Raw genomic sequence first — 17,713 nt, forward strand, 5'->3', positions numbered from 1 at the left:
GAGCACAAACAAGCCACCACGCCTTGAAAGAGACGCAGAATATTTCCAACTATGCTATGACATCATTTTTGGCGCATGGCCGCACGACCACCATCATGCCATGTCATCTACAAAAAATATATTCTGAACATTGGTGCACCATATTGACGGTCCGTGATAAATCACGCCCCTACGGGCAACACCGCGCGCGACAATCCCACGATCCGCACACCTTTGAAACTGAGGTTTAATATGTGGCAAGAAATAACGACAAACTATGAACGAAGAGCGAAACATTGACGAGCGTTTCATGCGCATGGCACTCGCTGAAGCCGAGGCGGCGTATAGTGAGGGTGAGATACCCATAGGCGCGGTGGTGGTGTGTCAAGGCCGCGTGATAGCGCGGGCGCACAACCAGACCGAGACGTTAGGCGACGTGACGGCGCACGCCGAGATGCTTGCCATCACCGCCGCGGCGGCCGCCCTTGGGGGCAAATACCTGCCCGACTGCTCACTATACGTGACCGTGGAGCCATGCGCCATGTGCGCTGGCGCCATGGGATGGGCGCAGATAGGTCGCGTGGTGTATGGCACGGACGAGGAAAAGCGTGGCTACACGCGGCTCGCGCCCATGACGCTGCACCCCAAGGCCACCGTGACACGAGGCGTGTTGGCCGGGGAGTGCAAGGCCTTGATGCAGGCATTTTTTAGAGACAAGAGACGATGAGCTGCCCACGAAACGGCTGGCCTTGGCGGCTCATCGACCATCGGCGAGTTTGAGACTGTCGTAGACACGGTCAAAGACGGCGCGCAAACACGTCTTGTCGGCTATCACTTCGCGAACAGCGGTGAGATACTTGTGGTTGGGCGAGTTGGGTATCCACAGTTTTATATAACCCTCGCTACTGTATTTTTGCTCCATGTGATGTTCGAACCGCTGCCATTGCCGCTCCCTGTCCAAGTCGGGATAATGGTCCAGTCCATACTCCACGGCCCTTGCGAAAACTACCTCTGGGGTAAGGTCTCGGTCTGCCTCGGCCACGATTTTGCCGTATATACTGCGCGGCTCGCGCGAGGCCGAGGCCCGGTGATCCTCCACGGCCTCTTTCATCACGCTTATTTGGTCTGGCGAAAACCACCTGTCCAATCTGCGATCGGCGGCGAGTATCTTGCCGCCCGTGATATGGTGTATGGCGCGCGGGCCGCTCATGCCAAGATCGTGGTAGGCCGCTATGGCGTACACCATGTTGACGTCGGCGCCCAATTGGCGCGCCAGCTCCATCGAGTTGGCGATGACGCGCTGCACGTGGGCCAGTCCGTGGGCGCGGTCGAAAGCATTGTATTTAGGGAGGATGGCGGTCTCCACAAAAGCCATCAAGTCTAAGTTCACTTGCATACAGGGAGTGTTAAAATGTTTATTCACTTGCAAATGTAGCAAATAATGGCTATTTTTGCAACATTATGATGGACGAAACAAACGTAAAGACCAATTCTTTTCGTGCCTGGGCGCTCGCCGCTCGCCCCAAGACGCTGTCCGGGGCGGCTGTGCCTGTAATGATAGGTGTGGCCCTGGCGTGGGCCGACGCTGGCGGGCACATAGCGTGGGGAGCCGCCGGACTTTGCCTGCTATTCGCGATGACGATGCAGGTGGACGCCAATCTTGTGAACGATTACTTCGACTTTAGGCGGGGCAACGACGACGCGGCAACACGCTTAGGGCCGCCCCGAGCCTGCTCCATGGGGTGGGTGTCGGCCCACGCCATGCGCCGGGCCATCGCTATCGTCACGACCGTGGCGTGCATCGTGGGGCTGCCCTTGGCATGGATGGGCGGCTGGCCCATGGTGGGCGTGGGAGTGGCATGCGTGGCATTTTGCTTCTTGTACACCACCAAACTGTCTTACATGGGGTTAGGAGACGCGCTGGTGATCGTTTTTTTCGGACTCGTGCCCGTGTGTCTCACATATTATTTGAGTCTTCCACCTCACGAGCGCGGTGTGAGCGCCGAGGTGGTGGTGGGCGCGGTGGCCTGCGGACTGGTAACAGACACATTGTTGATAGTGAACAACTATCGAGACATTGACAACGATATACGCGACGGCAAACTCACCCTCGTGGCTCGGATAGGGCCCAGCGCAGGCAGACTCCTGTACCTTTGGGTGGGCGTGGCTGCCGTGGCCTTGGGTGTGGCCTACGTGGCTGGGGGGCACGCTGGCGGCTTTGTGCTTCCAATCGTCTCGTACCTGTGGCTACACATAGGCGCATATCGGCGGCTGAGGGGCATGGAGCGCGACCACAAGCTCAACGATTTGTTAGGGCAGACAGCCCGCAACATGATAGTGTATGGCATGGCGGTAGCGGCAGGCATAGCCATCTCGGCGTGACGGCAGAGTAGCGAACGAACAACCACATGTGGCCACCACAAACATGCCCACTAACAACACTAAAGATGACGACGTGACAAAAAAAAACGTCATCATTGGATTTTTCATCTATTTGTGACTACGTATGTCGATAAAATTACTTAACTTTGCGCATAACTATTGGTATCTATCTATCAAACAGATACCTCCCAAACGTGCGCACACAAGCTACAGGCCACGCACGCAACATATAATTCATATAATTAACGTTCTGAAGAAATGAAAGGAATAATATTGGCAGGTGGCTCGGGCACGCGTTTGTACCCCATCACCAAGGGTATTAGTAAACAACTCATACCAATATACGACAAGCCGATGATATACTATCCGCTGTCAGTGCTGATGCTATCTGGCATTCGTGACGTGCTTATTATCTCCACACCATACGACTTACCAGGCTTTGAGCGCCTGCTCGGCGATGGCCACGAGATAGGCATGCGGATAGAATACGCCGAGCAACCATCGCCCGACGGCTTGGCGCAGGCTTTCATCATAGGTGAGAAATTCATAGGCAAAGATAGCGTCTGCTTAGTGCTGGGCGATAACATCTTTTACGGAGCGGGCTTCACGCGCATACTGCAAGAGAGCGTGAACTCCGCCATATACGAGGATCAGGCCACCATCTTCGGCTATTACGTGAACGACCCCGAGCGATATGGCGTGGCCGAGTTTGACACAGACGGCACATGCCTGAGCATAGAGGAAAAACCCCAAAAACCCAAAAGCAACTACGCCGTAGTGGGGCTATACTTCTATCCCAACAGCGTGGTAGACATAGCCAAGAACGTTAGACCCAGCGAGCGAGGCGAACTGGAAATAACATCGGTCAATCAAGAATACTTGGCGAGAGAGTCTCTGAAAGTGAAAACACTGCCACGAGGGTTTGCTTGGCTTGACACGGGCACGCACGACAGTTTGGCCGAGGCCAGCAACTTTGTGGAGGTGATCGAGAAACGGCAGGGGCTCAAAGTGGCTTGCTTAGAGGAAATAGCCTACAAGCAGGGTTGGATATCGATTGACCAACTCATTGAGGCGGCTACGCCAATGGCCAAGAACGATTATGGCAAGTACCTATTGAAAATGGCCGAAGAAAACAAGCGACTATCATAATAAAGAGAAAAATACAAAAAACATACAATGGAAGAAAACAATAAAAAGGTAGCGGAATACACCGAACAGCCCGAAGCCGAAAATTCGACTTTCGATTTCGCCACCATCTACACCACGCTCATCCTCAACTGGAAGTGGTTTTTGCTATCCATCATTATCTGTCTCGGTACCGCAGCCATATACCTGCACTACAAGACGCCTGTTTATCAGGCTTCGGCAAAGTTGCTCATCAAAGACAACAATACCAACACCCGACGCGGCATGCTCAACAGTTCCACGTTCGGAACGATCTCAAATTCGGCCGGCATTGAAAACGAGATGGAGATATTGACCTCACACTCGTTGGCCCAACAGGCCGTAAGAGATCTGAAGCTCTACACCAACTATTACTCAATGGGCAAGGTAAAAGAGGTGCTGAATTACAAAACGCAGCCCATTAACGTAGACGTCGATCCCGAGCACTTGGAGAAACTCAACGCCCCAATCTCCTTGACCATAGAGCGAGAAGGTTCCAAATACCACGTGGAAGGTACCTACTACGTGTCGATTGGCGACAACAAAGTGAACGGCCCCTACGCCATAGACAAAACGCTGGCGCAACTACCGGCCAGCATAGGCACCCGCGCAGGCATACTGAGCTTTAGCCTGAACGGCATGACCCCCATGTCAGAAGATTTGAAACTGAAAGTGACCATCACGTCGCCACGTATGGCCGCCTACAAATACGTGGCCGCGCTGAACGTGGCCCAGACCAACAAATCGACCACAATTGCCCAATTAGTGGTAAAGGACGAGAGCCCACAGCGAGCCATGGACTACCTGCAACAACTCGCGCTGTGTTATAACCGACAGGCCAACGAGGACAAAAATGAGGTGGCCATGCGAACCGAGGAGTTTATAAACGGCCGCTTGGAAAAGATAAACGCGGAGCTTGGCAACACCGAGGGACAACTCGAGAGCTACAAACGTCGCAACAACATCGTACAATTAGACATGAACGCAGGGCAGGCCATGGGCAACGCCGACGAGTATGCGAAAAAATTGGCCGAGGCCAACACGCAGGTGCAATTGGCCGACGAGATGGTGAGATACATGAACAACCCCGCCAACAAAAACCAGCCGCTGCCCTCAAACGTGGGCATTGACGACCAATCGGTAACATCGCTCATCTCCAATTACAACACGCTGGTGCAAAGGCGTAATCTCCTTTTGCAAAGTGCCAGCGAGTCGTCGCCCAGTGTAACGCCACTCACCTCTCAGATAGGCGAACTTGAAGGAGCCATCAGGCGATCTCTCAACCAGACGCGCCGCAACATGAACATTCAACGCAACTCGGTGGCATCGCAATACAGCGTGTACCAAGGCAGGGTGGGACAAAACCCCGAGCAGGAGCGCATGCTCACACAGATAGGTCGCCAACAGGAAGTGAAATCGGGGCTTTACCTCATGCTTTTGCAAAAACGAGAGGAAAACTCCATATCGCTCGCCGCCACCGCCGATAAAGGTAAACTCATAGACCAACCCACCTTCATGGGACAGGTAAGCCCCGACCGAAACATCATACTGCTCGTGGCACTGCTCGTGGCACTATTGCTGCCTGCCTTAATATTATTCTTGATACAGTTCTTCCATTACAAGATAGAGGGACACGAAGACGTGGCACGGCTCACCAAGCTACCCATTCTGGCCGACGTGGCGGTGGCATCGGAAACCGCCAAGACCAAAGCCGATATCGTGGTGCACGAGAACAAAAACAACATGATGGAGGAAATATTCCGCTCTTTGCGCACCAACCTGCAATTCATGCTCACCGGTGACCAGAAGGTCATTATGTTTACATCCACCATCTCGGGCGAGGGTAAGACCTTTATCACCTCCAACCTCTCGGTGTCGTTCGCGCTGTTAGGCAAGAAGGTGATATTGGTGGGACTTGACATACGCAAACCGAGATTGGCCGAACTGTTTGAGATAAACGACAACTCGCACGGTATCACCAACCTGCTCGTGAGGGACAACCCCGACTGGGCGACCATACAAAGCCAGATATTGCCCTCGGGCATCAACAACAACCTTGATTTGCTCATGGCTGGACCCATTCCGCCCAACCCCGCCGAGCTCGTATCGCGCAAGAGTCTTGGTGAGATTTTCGCCGAGTTGCGCCAACACTACGACTACATTCTCGTGGACACAGCACCCGTGGGCCTCGTGACCGATACCATACAAGTGGGCAACGTGTGCGACCTCACAGTATACACCTGCCGAGCCGACTATACACCCAAAGAGAGTTTTGAACTCATCAACAACCTTGCCGCCACCAAGAAGCTGCCCAAGATAGGCATTGTCATTAACGGCATAGACATGTCCAAGAAAAAATACGGCTACTACTATGGCTATGGACGCTATGGGCGTTACGGACGCTACGGGCGTTACGGCAACTACGGCCATCATGGCACATACGGTAGTTACGGCAGCTATGGCAACTACAGCAAAAGCCACTATGGCGACGTGAACGACGACTCTATCAAGAAATAACCCCAAGGCACATGGCAACCATCGCGGTAGACTTTGACGGCACAATCGTGGAGCATCGCTATCCACACATCGGCGAGGAGCGCCCTTTTGCCACCGACACCCTGCGCATGCTCATCAACGACCATCACCGACTCATCCTTTGGACCGTACGCGAGGGTCATCTGTTGCAAGAGGCCATAGACTGGTGTCATGAGCGCGGGGTGGATTTTTGGGCCGTGAACCGTGACTACCCCGAGGAGGAGGTGGAAAAAAACAACCACTTCAGCCGCAAACTAAAAGTGGATTATTTCATAGACGACCGTGGTATCGGCGGATTGCCCGATTGGGGACAGATATACCGCATTATCTCTGAGCATCGTACATACGCCGATATCATGCGCGAGGCCATGGGACACGTTTCTGAGGAACGCACAAGGCGCAAAAAATGGTGGTGGAAATGATGAGGCAAGTCACTGCCCAAGACCACCGCTCGCGACAGCGCAACCTTTTTTAAACACCAAACAATGACCAAGCAGGATCTCAAAATTGTATTCATGGGCACGCCAGACTTCGCAGTGAGCACGCTCGACAGACTTGTCAACGAACGGTTCAACGTGGTGGCGGTGGTGACGCAGCCCGACAAGCCAGTGGGCCGTCACCAGAACGTTTTGCAGCCATCAGCCGTGAAGCAGTACGCCATAAAACATGGCATACCTGTGTTGCAACCTGCGAGGATGAAAGATGCCGAATTTATTAGCGAGCTGGCCACTTACAAAGCCGACATCCAAGTGGTGGTAGCCTTTCGCATGTTGCCCGAGATAGTGTGGAGCATGCCACCCTGCGGCACGTTTAACGTACATGCGGCCTTGTTGCCCCAGTATCGGGGAGCAGCTCCCATCAATTGGGCCATTATCAATGGTGAAACGCAAACGGGGGTTACCACATTCTTTCTTGACCACGACATAGATACCGGACGTATCATCCTACAAAAAAGATTTTCCATTCCTGATGATGCCGACGCAGAATATGTATACGACGGATTGGCCGCCCTCGGAGCGGACATCGCCGTGGAGACGCTATACCGTGTCATCGACAGCGGCGGGCACATAGCGTCCACACCGCAAGATCAATGGGACAAAGATAGCTACCAAACGGGAGGCCAGCTACAACCCGCGCCCAAGATTTTCAAGGACACTTGTCGCGTGCGGTGGGACCAAAGCGCCAAGCGAGTGTACGATTTCATACGCGGCTTGTCTCCCTACCCCACAGCTTGGACCACACTCTGCCAAGACAGCACGGACAAAGCACTCACTCTAAAAATATTCAAAACCTTGAAAACGGGCATCACCGCCACAGGCCACGAGCCCGGCAGTATGCGCGTGGAGAGACACCGCCTGCTCGTGGCTTGCGCCGACGAGTGGCTGGAGCTCACCGAGTTGCAACTGGCTGGCAAGCGCCGAATGCACGCCCGCGACTTCCTTAATGGCAACCATGACATAGATTTGGCCCATCTCTCATAGGGCACCGACGATACTGCAGACAACTTATTTGGGCACGCTTACGCGCGCACGCCATCTCTATGGCTCAGCTGATATTTAATGGAGGAGCTAAAGGCTCAGTAGGTATTTACCTTGGGGGCACCGTAGGTCTCCCTACGATTGTGGTAACCATGTATAACCGCAAACAGGATTAAAGACAGGAAGATATGATGTGGGCATAAAAGTTCATACGTGTAAATTTCTACCGCGCTTAGACGCTTCTTGAATCCGATGTAATTGTCTTCATTCATTTTTTGCTCCCCACTCTTCACTCCTTACTCCTTATTCTTTATCTTGTAAAATATAATTACTGTTTTTTGATCATTATTTTCGAGTCATCCAGAGCAAAAAGGGCTATCTTTTTTTGTCAAAACCAAGTAGAGCGTTACCAAAAATCATAAGAGGGCTGCGATTGGTGCTTTCTCATAGCATGATTAGGCCTTATTGGCAGCGCGGAAGAGCCTCTATCACGTTGCGATTGCAACCTTATCATCATGCCATTTGATACTTAACAGCAGACCACAAAATAGGAGAATAAAGGCTATTTTTTCAAAGACGCTGAATGTCAATCGTTTACAAACTATCGCAGATTTCGCGTATTTCGGACGAAGGCAAACTTATTTTTAAATAAGCGAATTTGAGAGGGTTCTTTGTTCAAATAATTGACTATTTCTAATTTTTCAAAAACCGCGTTCGGGATAAGCAGGTTTTTAAAGAAAAAACCGAAAATGAGCAAATGTTCTGTCGCCATCTCGAAGCGTACACACGCCCCATTCGGCCACCTATGTTGTACATAGCGAGCATCTCTTCAATAAACATACGGGCACTATTGTACCAATGGGTTAATCTCAATAGCAAAATGAAACACCATACTTTTTCTACTGAGCCATCCCCATGCCTCACCAAAGAGCAAGGCGCCAAGCCTCAATGAGACTTGGCGCCTTGCTTTATACACAGACAACGCTTACAGCTCCCAGCCAATAGCCGACGCTCCCAACACGGCTGCCGAGCTGCCCTCCAAGGCACTCACCAAGAATTTGGCCTTGCCCTTGAACACTTTAAGCACATGCTTGTCGTAGCTGCGACGTATAGGCTCCATGATAAGCTCGCCCGCTTTGGCCAATCCACCAAAAAATACAAATGCCTCTGGCGACGAGAACGCAGCAAAATCTGCACACGCTTGACCTAACATATCACCCGTAAACTCAAAAATATTTTTCGCCATCATATCGCCCTTGCCAGCGGCAATGCTCACGTCGAGCGATGTGATATTGTCGGCGTCAAGCTCGCGCAACAACGAAGGCTCATCAGACTGGCTCAACATCTCGCGAGCTGTGCGTGCCACGCCCGTGGCCGAGCAGTAAGCCTCCAAGCAACCTTGTGCGGCCACATCCGCATGAGCGACCATTCTCACGTACCATCGTGACGTGACCCAATTCGCCGGCAAAACCGTCAGAGCCATACACCACATGCCCATCTATCACAATGCCCGAGCCCACGCCCGTGCCAAGTGTGATCATCACGAAGTTTTTCAAACTGCGCGCCACGCCATACGTCATCTCGCCAATAGCGGCCGCATTAGCATCATTGGTAAGTCCAACGGGCACGCCAAGCACTTTCGAGAACATGTCGGCCAAAGGCACTATACCATTGTGTCCCCATACGAGATTGGGCGCAAACTCTATTGTCCCGGTATAGAAATTACCGTTTGGCGCACCAATACCCATAGCCTTGATTTTATCAATGCCACCCACTTGGTAGATAATGACATTGAGAGCCTCTACCGCCGCTTTCACGTACTCTTCCGCAGTATCGTAGCCTTGTGTTTTGATGGCTGTCGTAGCCTTTATCTCGCCTCGACTGTCTACAATCCCGAAGACAGAGTTCGTACCGCCAAGGTCCAAGCCAATGACGTACGGTTTCATCAATTCTTGTTCGTTCATTTTATATCTTTTTTAAGTTAGCGTAGTCTCTTACCATAATTAGATTGCGCAAGCAGAGCGCAATGAAGCGAAGCCTCAATTGCCGAGGCGATGCCAATCTTCTGCAAAGATTGCGCAAGCAGAGCGCAATGAAGCGAAGCCTCAATTGCCGAGGCGAAGCCAATCTTCTGCAAAGATTGCGCAAGCAGAGCGCAATGAAGCGAAGCCTCAATTGCCGAGGCGATGCCAATCTTCTGCAAAGATTGCGCAAGCAGAGCGCAATGAAGCGAAGCCTCAATTGCCGAAGCGAAGCCAATCTTCTGCAAAGATAACAAAACATTTGAGATTTAAAAGGATATTCATCGCTTTTTTTGAATTTCAAAACTTGGGCAAAGTCAAGTCAATACGACTTTAAAAAAACTCGCAAAGATTTGGGCGATAAGTAAAGTTTCTGTAACTTTGCCTATATATCCTTTAAAAAATGACACAAGAAGAAGATATCAAAAAGGCCGTCGAAGTCTTAAAGAATGGTGGTGTTATCTTATACCCCACCGACACCGTGTGGGGCATCGGTTGTGACGCCACCAATGCCGAAGCCGTAGCCAAGGTGTATGCCATCAAAAAGCGCGACGACTCCAAGGCTCTCATCTGCCTCGTAGATTCAGACGCACGATTGCAGCGATACGTGCGCCAGGTGCCTAACATAGCTTGGGACCTCATAGACGCTGCCGTGAAGCCCACCACCATCATCCTCGACGGTGCCGTGAACCTCGCCCCTAATCTTATCGCCGACGATGGCAGCATAGCGCTGCGTATCACTAACGAGCCTTTCTCGCACCAACTGTGCTATCGTTTCCAAAAAGCCATTGTCAGTACCAGTGCCAACATCAGCGGAGAGCCAGCCGCCCAAAACTATCAAGACATCTCACAAGAGCTGTTAGACAGTGTGGACTACGTATGCTTCTCAAGGCGCAACGAGCACAAACCGCACACGCCCAGCTCCATTATCAAGCTCGGTCCCACTGGCGAGGTTACCATCATCAGATAAATAGTATTTCACATTTACAAGTCCACCATCTCGTGGCAAGGTGCGCACCCTAAGTTCTTAGCATCGACAAAACAACAGCAAGAAAGTGATAGCAAAACTCATAGCTTGGAAAAACAACACGCTTACCAATAAGCAAGCCACCTACATCCTCGCGTTCATCATCGGCTTCTTGGCCTCCGTGGCAGCCTTCATGCTCCATGGTCTCATCAAGCTGATACAGCGACTACTAAGCTACGGATTTTTCACCGAACGAGCCAACTGGCTCTTTCTTGTGGTGCCAGTGGTGGGCATTTACCTCACTTCGCTTTTTATCAAATACGTAGTGCGTGACAATATCTCGCATGGCATTACTCGAGTGCTCTACGCCATCGCCACCAAAAACTCGCTCATACGAGCGCACAACACATGGAGCTCCGTGGTGGCGTCGGCCATCACCATCGGATGCGGCGGGTCTGTGGGAGCCGAGGCGCCTATTGTGCTCACAGGGTCGGCCATCGGATCCAATCTTGGCAGACTGTTCAACATGAACAAACGCACCGTGATGCTATTGGTGGGCTGTGGCGCCGCGGCGGCCATCGCAGGCATTTTCAAGGCTCCCATCGCAGGCTTAGTGTTCACCTTGGAAGTGCTGATGATAGACCTCACCATGGCCTCATTGGTGCCAATCCTTATCTCGAGCATCACGGCCGACATCTTCTCATACCTTTTCACGGGCACTTCCACGCTCTTCACGTTTCATCTTGACAGCGCATGGAGCGTGGAGCGCATACCAGGCACCGTTCTCTTGGGCGTGATGTGCGGACTGATGAGCCTCTATTTCATGCGCATGATGAATTTTTGCGAGAGCAAGTACGCCAAGATGCGCCATCATTTCTACGCCAAACTTTTAGTGGGCGGATTGATGCTAAGCTCACTCATATTCCTTTTCCCGGCGCTCTACGGCGAAGGTTACAACGCCATCGCTATCTTCATGGAGGGCCAAACTGAGGCCGACTGGTCCAAGATAATGGACGGTTCTCTCTTTTATGGGCATCCGGAGCTGCTCTTGGTCTACGTCGCGCTTGTCATGTTTACCAAGATCGTGGCCACATCCTCTACCAATGGGGCAGGCGGATGCGGCGGAACTTTCGCGCCGTCGCTCTTCGTGGGTGGCTTCGCCGGATTTCTCTTTGCGCACTTTTGGAACAAGGAGCAAATAGGCATGTACCTGCCCGAGAAAAATTTCACGCTCCTTGGCATGGCTGGCGTGATGGCTGGCGTGATGCACGCGCCACTCACGGGCATCTTCCTCATAGCCGAGATTACGGGCGGTTATCAATTGTTCGTACCCCTCATCATCGTGTCGGTGGTGAGTTTCATGGTCATCAACATCTTTGAGTCACACAGCATATACGCCATGCGATTGGCACGCGAGGGGCGATTGCTCACTCATCACACCGATCGCAGCGTGCTCACCATGCTCAGCATGGGATCTGTGGTGGAGCGAGAGTGCACAACCGTCACACCAGAGATGCCCATGTACAAACTCATCTCCGTGCTCACGAGCAGCCGCGACATGCTCCTCCCTGTGGTAGACGACAACAAGCACCTGCTCGGCATGATAGACATCAACAAAATACGGCATTATGTTTTCCGCACCGAACTGTACCATCGTTTCCGTGTCAGCCAACTCATGGTGCCCGTTCCGGCCATCTTGTACGACAACGAGCCCATGGAAGAAGTAATGGCCAAGTTTGATGACACTAACGCAGACGCACTGCCTGTGGTGGATATTGACAACCACCTGCAAGGCATCGTATCCAAGACACGCCTGTACCACGCTTATCGCCAGCTCGTCGCCGACTTCTCCGCCGAGTGAGAAACCGCCAGCTATACATGAGCAGGCTGCTACGCCTACTCTTCAACGCAGCGCCACAAGGCTGGAATGGCGCCGCTCCCACAAACCCACAAACCGGCAAAGGTGAGCATGCCATTGAGCATGAGCAACTCATAGCCAAATTTGTAGCCCGTAGCGGCAAGGGTTAAGCTGTCGATAGCATAACAAAGTAATGGCGATGCCACACAGATATAAGGTACCATACGGTCGCGCGTAGGGCGACGAGTGAGCAGGCCATAGGCAAAAAGGCCAAGGAGCGGCCCATAGGTATAAGAGCAAAGAATATAGATGGCATCAATGACACTCGTGGAATTGAGCGCCTTGAACAGCATGATGAAAAGCGTGAACACCACCGCCACGCCAATGTGGGCTTTTCGGCGTAGCCGTTCGTCAGTGGGTTTGCCACAGATATCCACGCAAAAACAAGTGGTGAGAGCTGTCAAGGCTGAGTCGGCCGAGGAGAACGCGGCGGCCAAGACACCAATGGTGAAGAGCACCACGACGACCGTGCCCAACCTGCCTGTAGCCGCGAACATGGGCAACAAGTCATCGCCCTGAGTCGGGAGCGCCAAGCCTTGTTGGCGCGCAAGCATCATCAACAACACGCCAAGGCCTAAAAACAAAGCATTGGCCGGCAAGAAAGCAAAACCATACGCGCACATATCCTTCTGCGCATCGCGCAGTGTCTTGCACGTCAGGTTCTTCTGCATCATGTCTTGATCAAGTCCGGTCATCACGATGGTGACAAACATTCCACTAAGAAACTGTTTCCAGAAATACTGCCTTGACATCCAATCGTCAAACTCGAACACCCTGCTATGGGCGTCGGCGGCTATGGCTGACAAGGCCTCGACAGGAGTGAACCCCAGCTTGGACACCACATGAAGAATAATCAGGATGAGCGCTGTAAACATGCAGGCCGTTTGCAACGTATCGGTCCACACCAATGTCTTGATGCCACCGCGCCGTGTGTAGAGCCATATAAGGCACACCATAACCACAACCGTGAGTGGAAACGGAACGCCCACCGGTCCAAGCACAAACCGTTGCAAGATGAAACACACCACATAAAAGCGCACGGCGGCGCCCGTCATCTTGGATAAAAGGAAAAACCAAGCACCCGACTGGTATGACCGACGGCCCAACCGACGGCCCAACCAAGCGTAGATGGTGGTGAGATTGAGCCGGTAATAGAAGGGCAGCAACACAAACGCCACGATGAAATATCCGAGTATGAAACCCAAGCACATCTGCAAATAGGTCATATCGGTCTTGATCGCCATACCGGGCACTGACACAAACGTGATGCCAGAGATGCTGGCACCCACCATGCCAAACGCTACCATATACCAAGGCGATTGGCGATTGCCCCTATAAAATGTGTCGTTATCCGAGCGCCGAGTGGTGAGCCTGCTAAAACACAACAATACGGCGAAATATCCAAAAACAGTGAGAAGTATCAACATAACGACTGCAAAGGTAAGTTTTTACAACGAAAAACCCGCTTGTCGCCTACCGCTTCATTCAATCAAAATTAAGTTGTGGTGCCTTTTCAGCACCTGCCGAAGCCTCAAATTTACTCATGCGATTGAACCCAAAAATGCCTGCAAATATATTATTGGGAAATCGCCTAACGCTTTGATTGTAATCTTGAACCACCTCGTTATATTGTTGGCGCGCCTCGTTAATCCTATTCTCGGTGCCTTCAAGTTGGATTTGTAAGCTTTTGAAATTTTCATTCGCTTTTAATTCTGGGTAGCGTTCCGCCACTACCATCAGTTTGCCTAAAGCCTGCGACAACTCTCCTTGCGCGTTTTGAAACTTTTGTAGTGCCTCGGGTGTGAGATTATCAGCGTCCAGTTTTATTTGCGACACCGACGCACGCGCCTGCGTCACGGCCTCAAAGGTTTCGCGCTCGTGCTTGGCATACGCTTGGACAGTTTTAGCCAAATTTGGAATTAAGTCAGCGCGACGCTGGTAAGTAGCCTGCACATTAGCCAGCGCGGTGGTGGCAGCCTCCTGTTTGTTTACCAATCCGTTGTAAGAGCTACAAGCCCCGAAACATAGCAGGACAATAAGTACTACGACGATAAGTGCTAAAGATTTTTTAGTTTTCATCTATATAACAATTTAAAAGTTTTCATATCAGCAATGCCTTTTGTGCGTCTACCAGCCACCGCCAGCGCCACCGCCGCCGAAACTGCCGCCGCCGAAACTGCCGCCACTGGAACCTCCACCCCAGTCTCCGCCTCCGCCAAAGATAAAGGGTGGAAACCAATCGTCGTTGTCTTTTCGGCGATGACGCTTCTTTCGGGGCGATGGTTTTATTATACCCATCTTCTCAAGGATGCTGCAAATTATCAGTAGCACGGGCCGACCAAAAAATATCAAAAGTAGAAATATGATGACCAACCAGTCTGTCAAACTTGTCTCCTCAGACTGATCAACCTGTTTAATGCCAGTGCTCCCGGTTGCCAATTTGTTAAATATGGCCTTGGATGTCTCAAACACCGCAAGGTCTATATCGCCCACTTTCATATTCTTAACGATGCAAGCCCTGGCTATGTCATCACACTCAACATCTGTCAAATCTGCCTCAAGGCCTTTTCCGGGCGCGATGAAATATCTGCGATCGTTAACCGCTATGACGATTATTAAGCCACGCCGCTCTTTGCTTGTACCTACACCGTATTGGTTTCCCAAATCTTCGGCCAATCGGAAACAATCTTGGTTCTTCACATTGCCCACCACGACAAAAACCGTTTGGACACCACATTCCAAATGTAATCTCTTGAGATAGAAGTCTGAAGAATCGCGCGAGGCCGGTGTCAAGATATTCTCTGGGTCGCATACGTATCTGTTATGGTCTTGGAGATGAACCATGGGGATATTATCAGCAGACCAAATCTTTGCGTCAGCCGCAATGGCTGCCAACGCAAAAATAAACGCGAGGATACTTAGCCCAAATCTATTTCTCATCAAGAACAATCTTTCAGAGTACGTACCACTATCATGAAATAGTGCGAGAATGTCACTTCTTGAGCTTGGCCCACAACCACAAAATGATGACGGCACCAACCACAGACGTGCCTATTTGGCCTATCACGCCATGCCACTCAATTCCAATCCAGCCAAGCACATTGCCGCCTACAAAGCCGCCCACGAGACCCAAAAGCAGATCCACCAGGCACCCTTGACCCTCGTGCCCCATAATCAGGCACGCCACTAAGCCTGCCACGATACCTACAACAATAGTCCAAATCATAATAATCTTTTTATATATGGCAAAGATACATCATTTTTTTAATAGAGCCAGAGATTATTCAAATTTTATTAACAACAGGCCAGCTATACAATTATCTTTCTTGCCCATCGCTGATGGATCAAACGCCCATTTTATATTGCAGGCGATCAAGGTCATGGTTCCACATATATGTCATGCTGTCCTCATCGTCGGGCTCAGCATAATCGGTGATACATAGTGCCAACTCATCAGCGACATCTGGTGCCACCAAGGCTATTTCGGTGTAGGCTGATGGGTCTTCCTCGTCTTCCCAACGGAACCTCAACGATTGGTTTTTCACTATTTTCAGAATGTCGGCGCGTCTGGTCTCGTATTCCTGTCCAGATTTTCCCCATGTAAAAATGAGTGCGTCACCCTCTTGCCTCACCTCTTCCGCTATCCATCGCGAAAGGCCTCCGGGGGTGGATATGAGTTTCCAGATAATAGATTTAGAACGTGAGCGAAGAGTGCGCTCAATGGTAATCTTGGTTTTTTTCATTCAATATTTTTTCAAAGCATTTGCCTTTAGGATAAGGATAGAATGATTGCTATTATATATTTAATGTGCGCAAATATAGTTATTTTATGACAAACGACGATAAAATTACTGGAAAAATTTGGAAATGAAAAAATAATGTAATAACTTTGCACACGCTTTTCAGAAACAAAAAGAAGTGATGGCGGGATAGCTCAGCTGGTTAGAGCGTCGGATTCATAATCCGGAGGTCGTGGGTTCGGGTCCCACCCCCGCTACATTTATTATTAAGGAGTTACATTAACGTAGCTCCTTTTTTGTTTCCATTGGTGAACTTTTGGTGTCATGGACAGGGTTGCAAAAAGAAAGAGCAGAGAAAGTGATGGAAGATGCAGAATACTGGCGGTACTACAGGCATAACAATCCTAACACCTCCGATAGACTAATGAGGGAGTACAAACAGATTAGGATTAGATGATTAATATTCCTACCTCCATGGTTCTTTACAAGGACTTGTTGTCACTTTTTATCCTGTGATTAAACTACCTATAACGCATCATATTTGGGTAAGAGAATAACTACTTTTTTAGTTAATTACATAATATATAAGCATAACTAATAGCGCATAACTAATAGCGTAGGAATAGTTATTGAAGCTAATGCTTTGAAAAATGGTTTGCCTGAAAAATATAAATAGTCGACCCTCAAAAAGGCGACATCGCATTTTTGAAGGTCGACTAGTTAATAATTAAAGGAAGATTTAAATGTCTATTTTTTCATAAAGATAATTCGTTTTAAAGTTAAAATCATTGTAATTAATAAAAAAACAATGATAATGGGTAAAGTATAGAGTAAAGATTCTATGAAATCTAATTTTAGAAAGTATAAGAAAAAGGACATAAATCCATATGATATACAAAAGCCTATGATAAAGCAGTAGTTAAATGAAATGGGTTCTTTTAAAAGTTTTACTTCTTGATTGCAATGGTTACACCGAATACTATAATTAGTACCGTGTAAAAAGTAATGAGAACATCTGCTTATAGAGATATTCTTGTGGCAATATGGACATTCTCTGTTTCCCATCATTTCTGTAATAGATAGAGATTTTCTTATGCTGTAAAAATAAGAAATTATATTTAAAGAAACAGCTATTAGGTATTAATTTTTGAATAAATCTTGTAGTTTTCCTCTCAAATGTCTATTTTTTCATAAAGATAATTCGTTTTAAAGTTAAAATCATTGTAATTAATAAAAAAACAATGATAATGGGTAAAGTATAGAGTAAAGATTCTATGAAATCTAATTTTAGAAAGTATAAGAAAAAGGACATAAATCCATATGATATACAAAAGCCTATGATAAAGCAGTAGTTAAATGAAATGGGTTCTTTTAAAAGTTTTACTTCTTGATTGCAATGGTTACACCGAATACTATAATTAGTACCGTGTAAAAAGTAATGAGAACATCTGCTTATAGAGATATTCTTGTGGCAATATGGACATTCTCTGTTTCCCATCATTTCTGTAATAGATAGAGATTTTCTTATA

The 17,713-nt window shown here is 49.5% G+C and carries 15 protein-coding genes, 1 tRNA gene and 1 pseudogene; 9 read left to right on the forward strand and 8 right to left on the reverse strand.

The genetic code is table 11. The features are described 5' to 3' along the window. Window positions 1–256: 256 nt before the first annotated feature. Window positions 257–706 carry a nucleoside deaminase gene (locus C7379_RS03150; protein ID WP_116615976.1) on the forward strand — a complete coding sequence of 150 codons (450 nt, stop codon included), beginning with the start codon at window positions 257–259 and terminating at the stop codon, window positions 704–706. Between the two features lie 30 nt (window positions 707–736). Here C7379_RS03150 and C7379_RS03155 read toward each other — a convergent pair whose 3' ends face one another. Beyond that, a complete protein-coding gene (locus tag C7379_RS03155) occupies window positions 737–1,375 on the reverse strand; it encodes an HD domain-containing protein (RefSeq protein ID WP_116615977.1) in 639 nt (212 codons plus the stop codon). A gap of 68 nt (window positions 1,376–1,443) precedes the next feature. On the opposite strand from C7379_RS03155, the gene menA reads away from it, so the two are divergent. The 5 genes from menA to fmt all read left to right on the forward strand — a co-directional run bounded on the left by menA (window position 1,444) and on the right by fmt (window position 7,541). Continuing rightward, window positions 1,444–2,361 (forward strand): 1,4-dihydroxy-2-naphthoate octaprenyltransferase, encoded by a 918-nt coding sequence (menA, locus tag C7379_RS03160; protein WP_116616043.1) that lies wholly within the window; start codon window positions 1,444–1,446, stop codon window positions 2,359–2,361. 258 nt (window positions 2,362–2,619) lie between these two features. Continuing rightward, entirely contained in the window at window positions 2,620–3,510 is an 891-nt protein-coding gene (gene rfbA, locus C7379_RS03165; protein ID WP_116615978.1) for a glucose-1-phosphate thymidylyltransferase RfbA, read from the forward strand. Between the two features lie 27 nt (window positions 3,511–3,537). Continuing rightward, window positions 3,538–6,042 (forward strand): exopolysaccharide transport family protein, encoded by a 2,505-nt coding sequence (locus C7379_RS03170; protein WP_116615979.1) that lies wholly within the window; start codon window positions 3,538–3,540, stop codon window positions 6,040–6,042. An 11-nt stretch (window positions 6,043–6,053) separates the two neighbouring features. After that, on the forward strand, window positions 6,054–6,482 hold the full coding sequence (locus C7379_RS03175) for a BT0820 family HAD-type phosphatase (protein ID WP_116615980.1): 429 nt from the start codon (window positions 6,054–6,056) through the stop codon (window positions 6,480–6,482). A 63-nt stretch (window positions 6,483–6,545) separates the two neighbouring features. Beyond that, window positions 6,546–7,541, forward strand: a complete 996-nt coding sequence (gene fmt / locus C7379_RS03180) for a methionyl-tRNA formyltransferase (RefSeq protein ID WP_116615981.1) — start codon at window positions 6,546–6,548, stop codon at window positions 7,539–7,541. A 982-nt stretch (window positions 7,542–8,523) separates the two neighbouring features. Here the strand turns inward: fmt and C7379_RS03185 are convergent. Both C7379_RS03185 and C7379_RS12585 read right to left on the reverse strand, forming a co-directional pair. Next, window positions 8,524–9,502, reverse strand: a pseudogene (locus tag C7379_RS03185) (ROK family protein). A 17-nt stretch (window positions 9,503–9,519) separates the two neighbouring features. Next, window positions 9,520–9,807, reverse strand: a complete 288-nt coding sequence (locus tag C7379_RS12585; protein WP_133241862.1) for a hypothetical protein — start codon at window positions 9,805–9,807, stop codon at window positions 9,520–9,522. A 155-nt stretch (window positions 9,808–9,962) separates the two neighbouring features. On the opposite strand from C7379_RS12585, the gene C7379_RS03195 reads away from it, so the two are divergent. Next, complete coding sequence (locus C7379_RS03195) at window positions 9,963–10,529, forward strand: L-threonylcarbamoyladenylate synthase (protein WP_116615983.1); 567 nt, start codon at window positions 9,963–9,965, stop codon at window positions 10,527–10,529. Between the two features lie 85 nt (window positions 10,530–10,614). Further along, the gene (locus tag C7379_RS03200) at window positions 10,615–12,387 is read left to right on the forward strand and encodes a chloride channel protein (RefSeq protein WP_116615984.1); all 1,773 of its coding nucleotides are present in this window, start codon (window positions 10,615–10,617) and stop codon (window positions 12,385–12,387) included. A 35-nt stretch (window positions 12,388–12,422) separates the two neighbouring features. On the opposite strand, the gene C7379_RS03205 is transcribed toward C7379_RS03200, so the two are convergent. The 5 genes from C7379_RS03205 to C7379_RS03225 form a co-directional block, all read right to left on the reverse strand. After that, the gene (locus C7379_RS03205) at window positions 12,423–13,871 is read right to left on the reverse strand and encodes a sodium:solute symporter (RefSeq protein WP_116615985.1); all 1,449 of its coding nucleotides are present in this window, start codon (window positions 13,869–13,871) and stop codon (window positions 12,423–12,425) included. Window positions 13,872–13,929: 58 nt separating this feature from the next. Next, the gene (locus C7379_RS03210) at window positions 13,930–14,523 is read right to left on the reverse strand and encodes a LemA family protein (protein WP_116615986.1); all 594 of its coding nucleotides are present in this window, start codon (window positions 14,521–14,523) and stop codon (window positions 13,930–13,932) included. 48 nt (window positions 14,524–14,571) lie between these two features. Continuing rightward, on the reverse strand, window positions 14,572–15,384 hold the full coding sequence (locus C7379_RS03215; RefSeq protein ID WP_116615987.1) for a TPM domain-containing protein: 813 nt from the start codon (window positions 15,382–15,384) through the stop codon (window positions 14,572–14,574). A gap of 52 nt (window positions 15,385–15,436) precedes the next feature. Continuing rightward, window positions 15,437–15,670, reverse strand: coding sequence for a GlsB/YeaQ/YmgE family stress response membrane protein (locus C7379_RS03220; RefSeq protein WP_116615988.1), 234 nt, complete (start codon window positions 15,668–15,670; stop codon window positions 15,437–15,439). Window positions 15,671–15,788: 118 nt separating this feature from the next. After that, the gene (locus C7379_RS03225; protein WP_116615989.1) at window positions 15,789–16,187 is read right to left on the reverse strand and encodes an START-like domain-containing protein; all 399 of its coding nucleotides are present in this window, start codon (window positions 16,185–16,187) and stop codon (window positions 15,789–15,791) included. Window positions 16,188–16,367: 180 nt separating this feature from the next. Between C7379_RS03225 and C7379_RS03230 the strand changes: the two genes are divergently transcribed. Further along, window positions 16,368–16,441, forward strand: a tRNA-Met gene (locus tag C7379_RS03230). The last annotated feature ends 1,272 nt before the right edge of the window (window positions 16,442–17,713 follow it).

The sequence above is a fragment of the Hallella colorans genome (assembly GCF_003096815.1).
Classification (GTDB): domain Bacteria; phylum Bacteroidota; class Bacteroidia; order Bacteroidales; family Bacteroidaceae; genus Prevotella; species Prevotella colorans.

Coding starts and splice junctions, on each gene's coding strand:
- C7379_RS03195 (WP_116615983.1), top strand. CDS start 9,963: ATGACACAAGAAGAAGATATCAAAAAGGCCGTCGAAGTCTTAAAGAAT.
- C7379_RS03205 (WP_116615985.1), bottom strand. CDS start 13,871: ATGTTGATACTTCTCACTGTTTTTGGATATTTCGCCGTATTGTTGTGT.
- C7379_RS03150 (WP_116615976.1), top strand. CDS start 257: ATGAACGAAGAGCGAAACATTGACGAGCGTTTCATGCGCATGGCACTC.
- rfbA (WP_116615978.1), top strand. CDS start 2,620: ATGAAAGGAATAATATTGGCAGGTGGCTCGGGCACGCGTTTGTACCCC.
- C7379_RS03215 (WP_116615987.1), bottom strand. CDS start 15,384: ATGAGAAATAGATTTGGGCTAAGTATCCTCGCGTTTATTTTTGCGTTG.
- C7379_RS03170 (WP_116615979.1), top strand. CDS start 3,538: ATGGAAGAAAACAATAAAAAGGTAGCGGAATACACCGAACAGCCCGAA.
- C7379_RS03155 (WP_116615977.1), bottom strand. CDS start 1,375: ATGCAAGTGAACTTAGACTTGATGGCTTTTGTGGAGACCGCCATCCTC.
- C7379_RS03225 (WP_116615989.1), bottom strand. CDS start 16,187: ATGAAAAAAACCAAGATTACCATTGAGCGCACTCTTCGCTCACGTTCT.
- C7379_RS03220 (WP_116615988.1), bottom strand. CDS start 15,670: ATGATTTGGACTATTGTTGTAGGTATCGTGGCAGGCTTAGTGGCGTGC.
- menA (WP_116616043.1), top strand. CDS start 1,444: ATGGACGAAACAAACGTAAAGACCAATTCTTTTCGTGCCTGGGCGCTC.
- C7379_RS03210 (WP_116615986.1), bottom strand. CDS start 14,523: ATGAAAACTAAAAAATCTTTAGCACTTATCGTCGTAGTACTTATTGTC.
- fmt (WP_116615981.1), top strand. CDS start 6,546: ATGACCAAGCAGGATCTCAAAATTGTATTCATGGGCACGCCAGACTTC.
- C7379_RS03175 (WP_116615980.1), top strand. CDS start 6,054: ATGGCAACCATCGCGGTAGACTTTGACGGCACAATCGTGGAGCATCGC.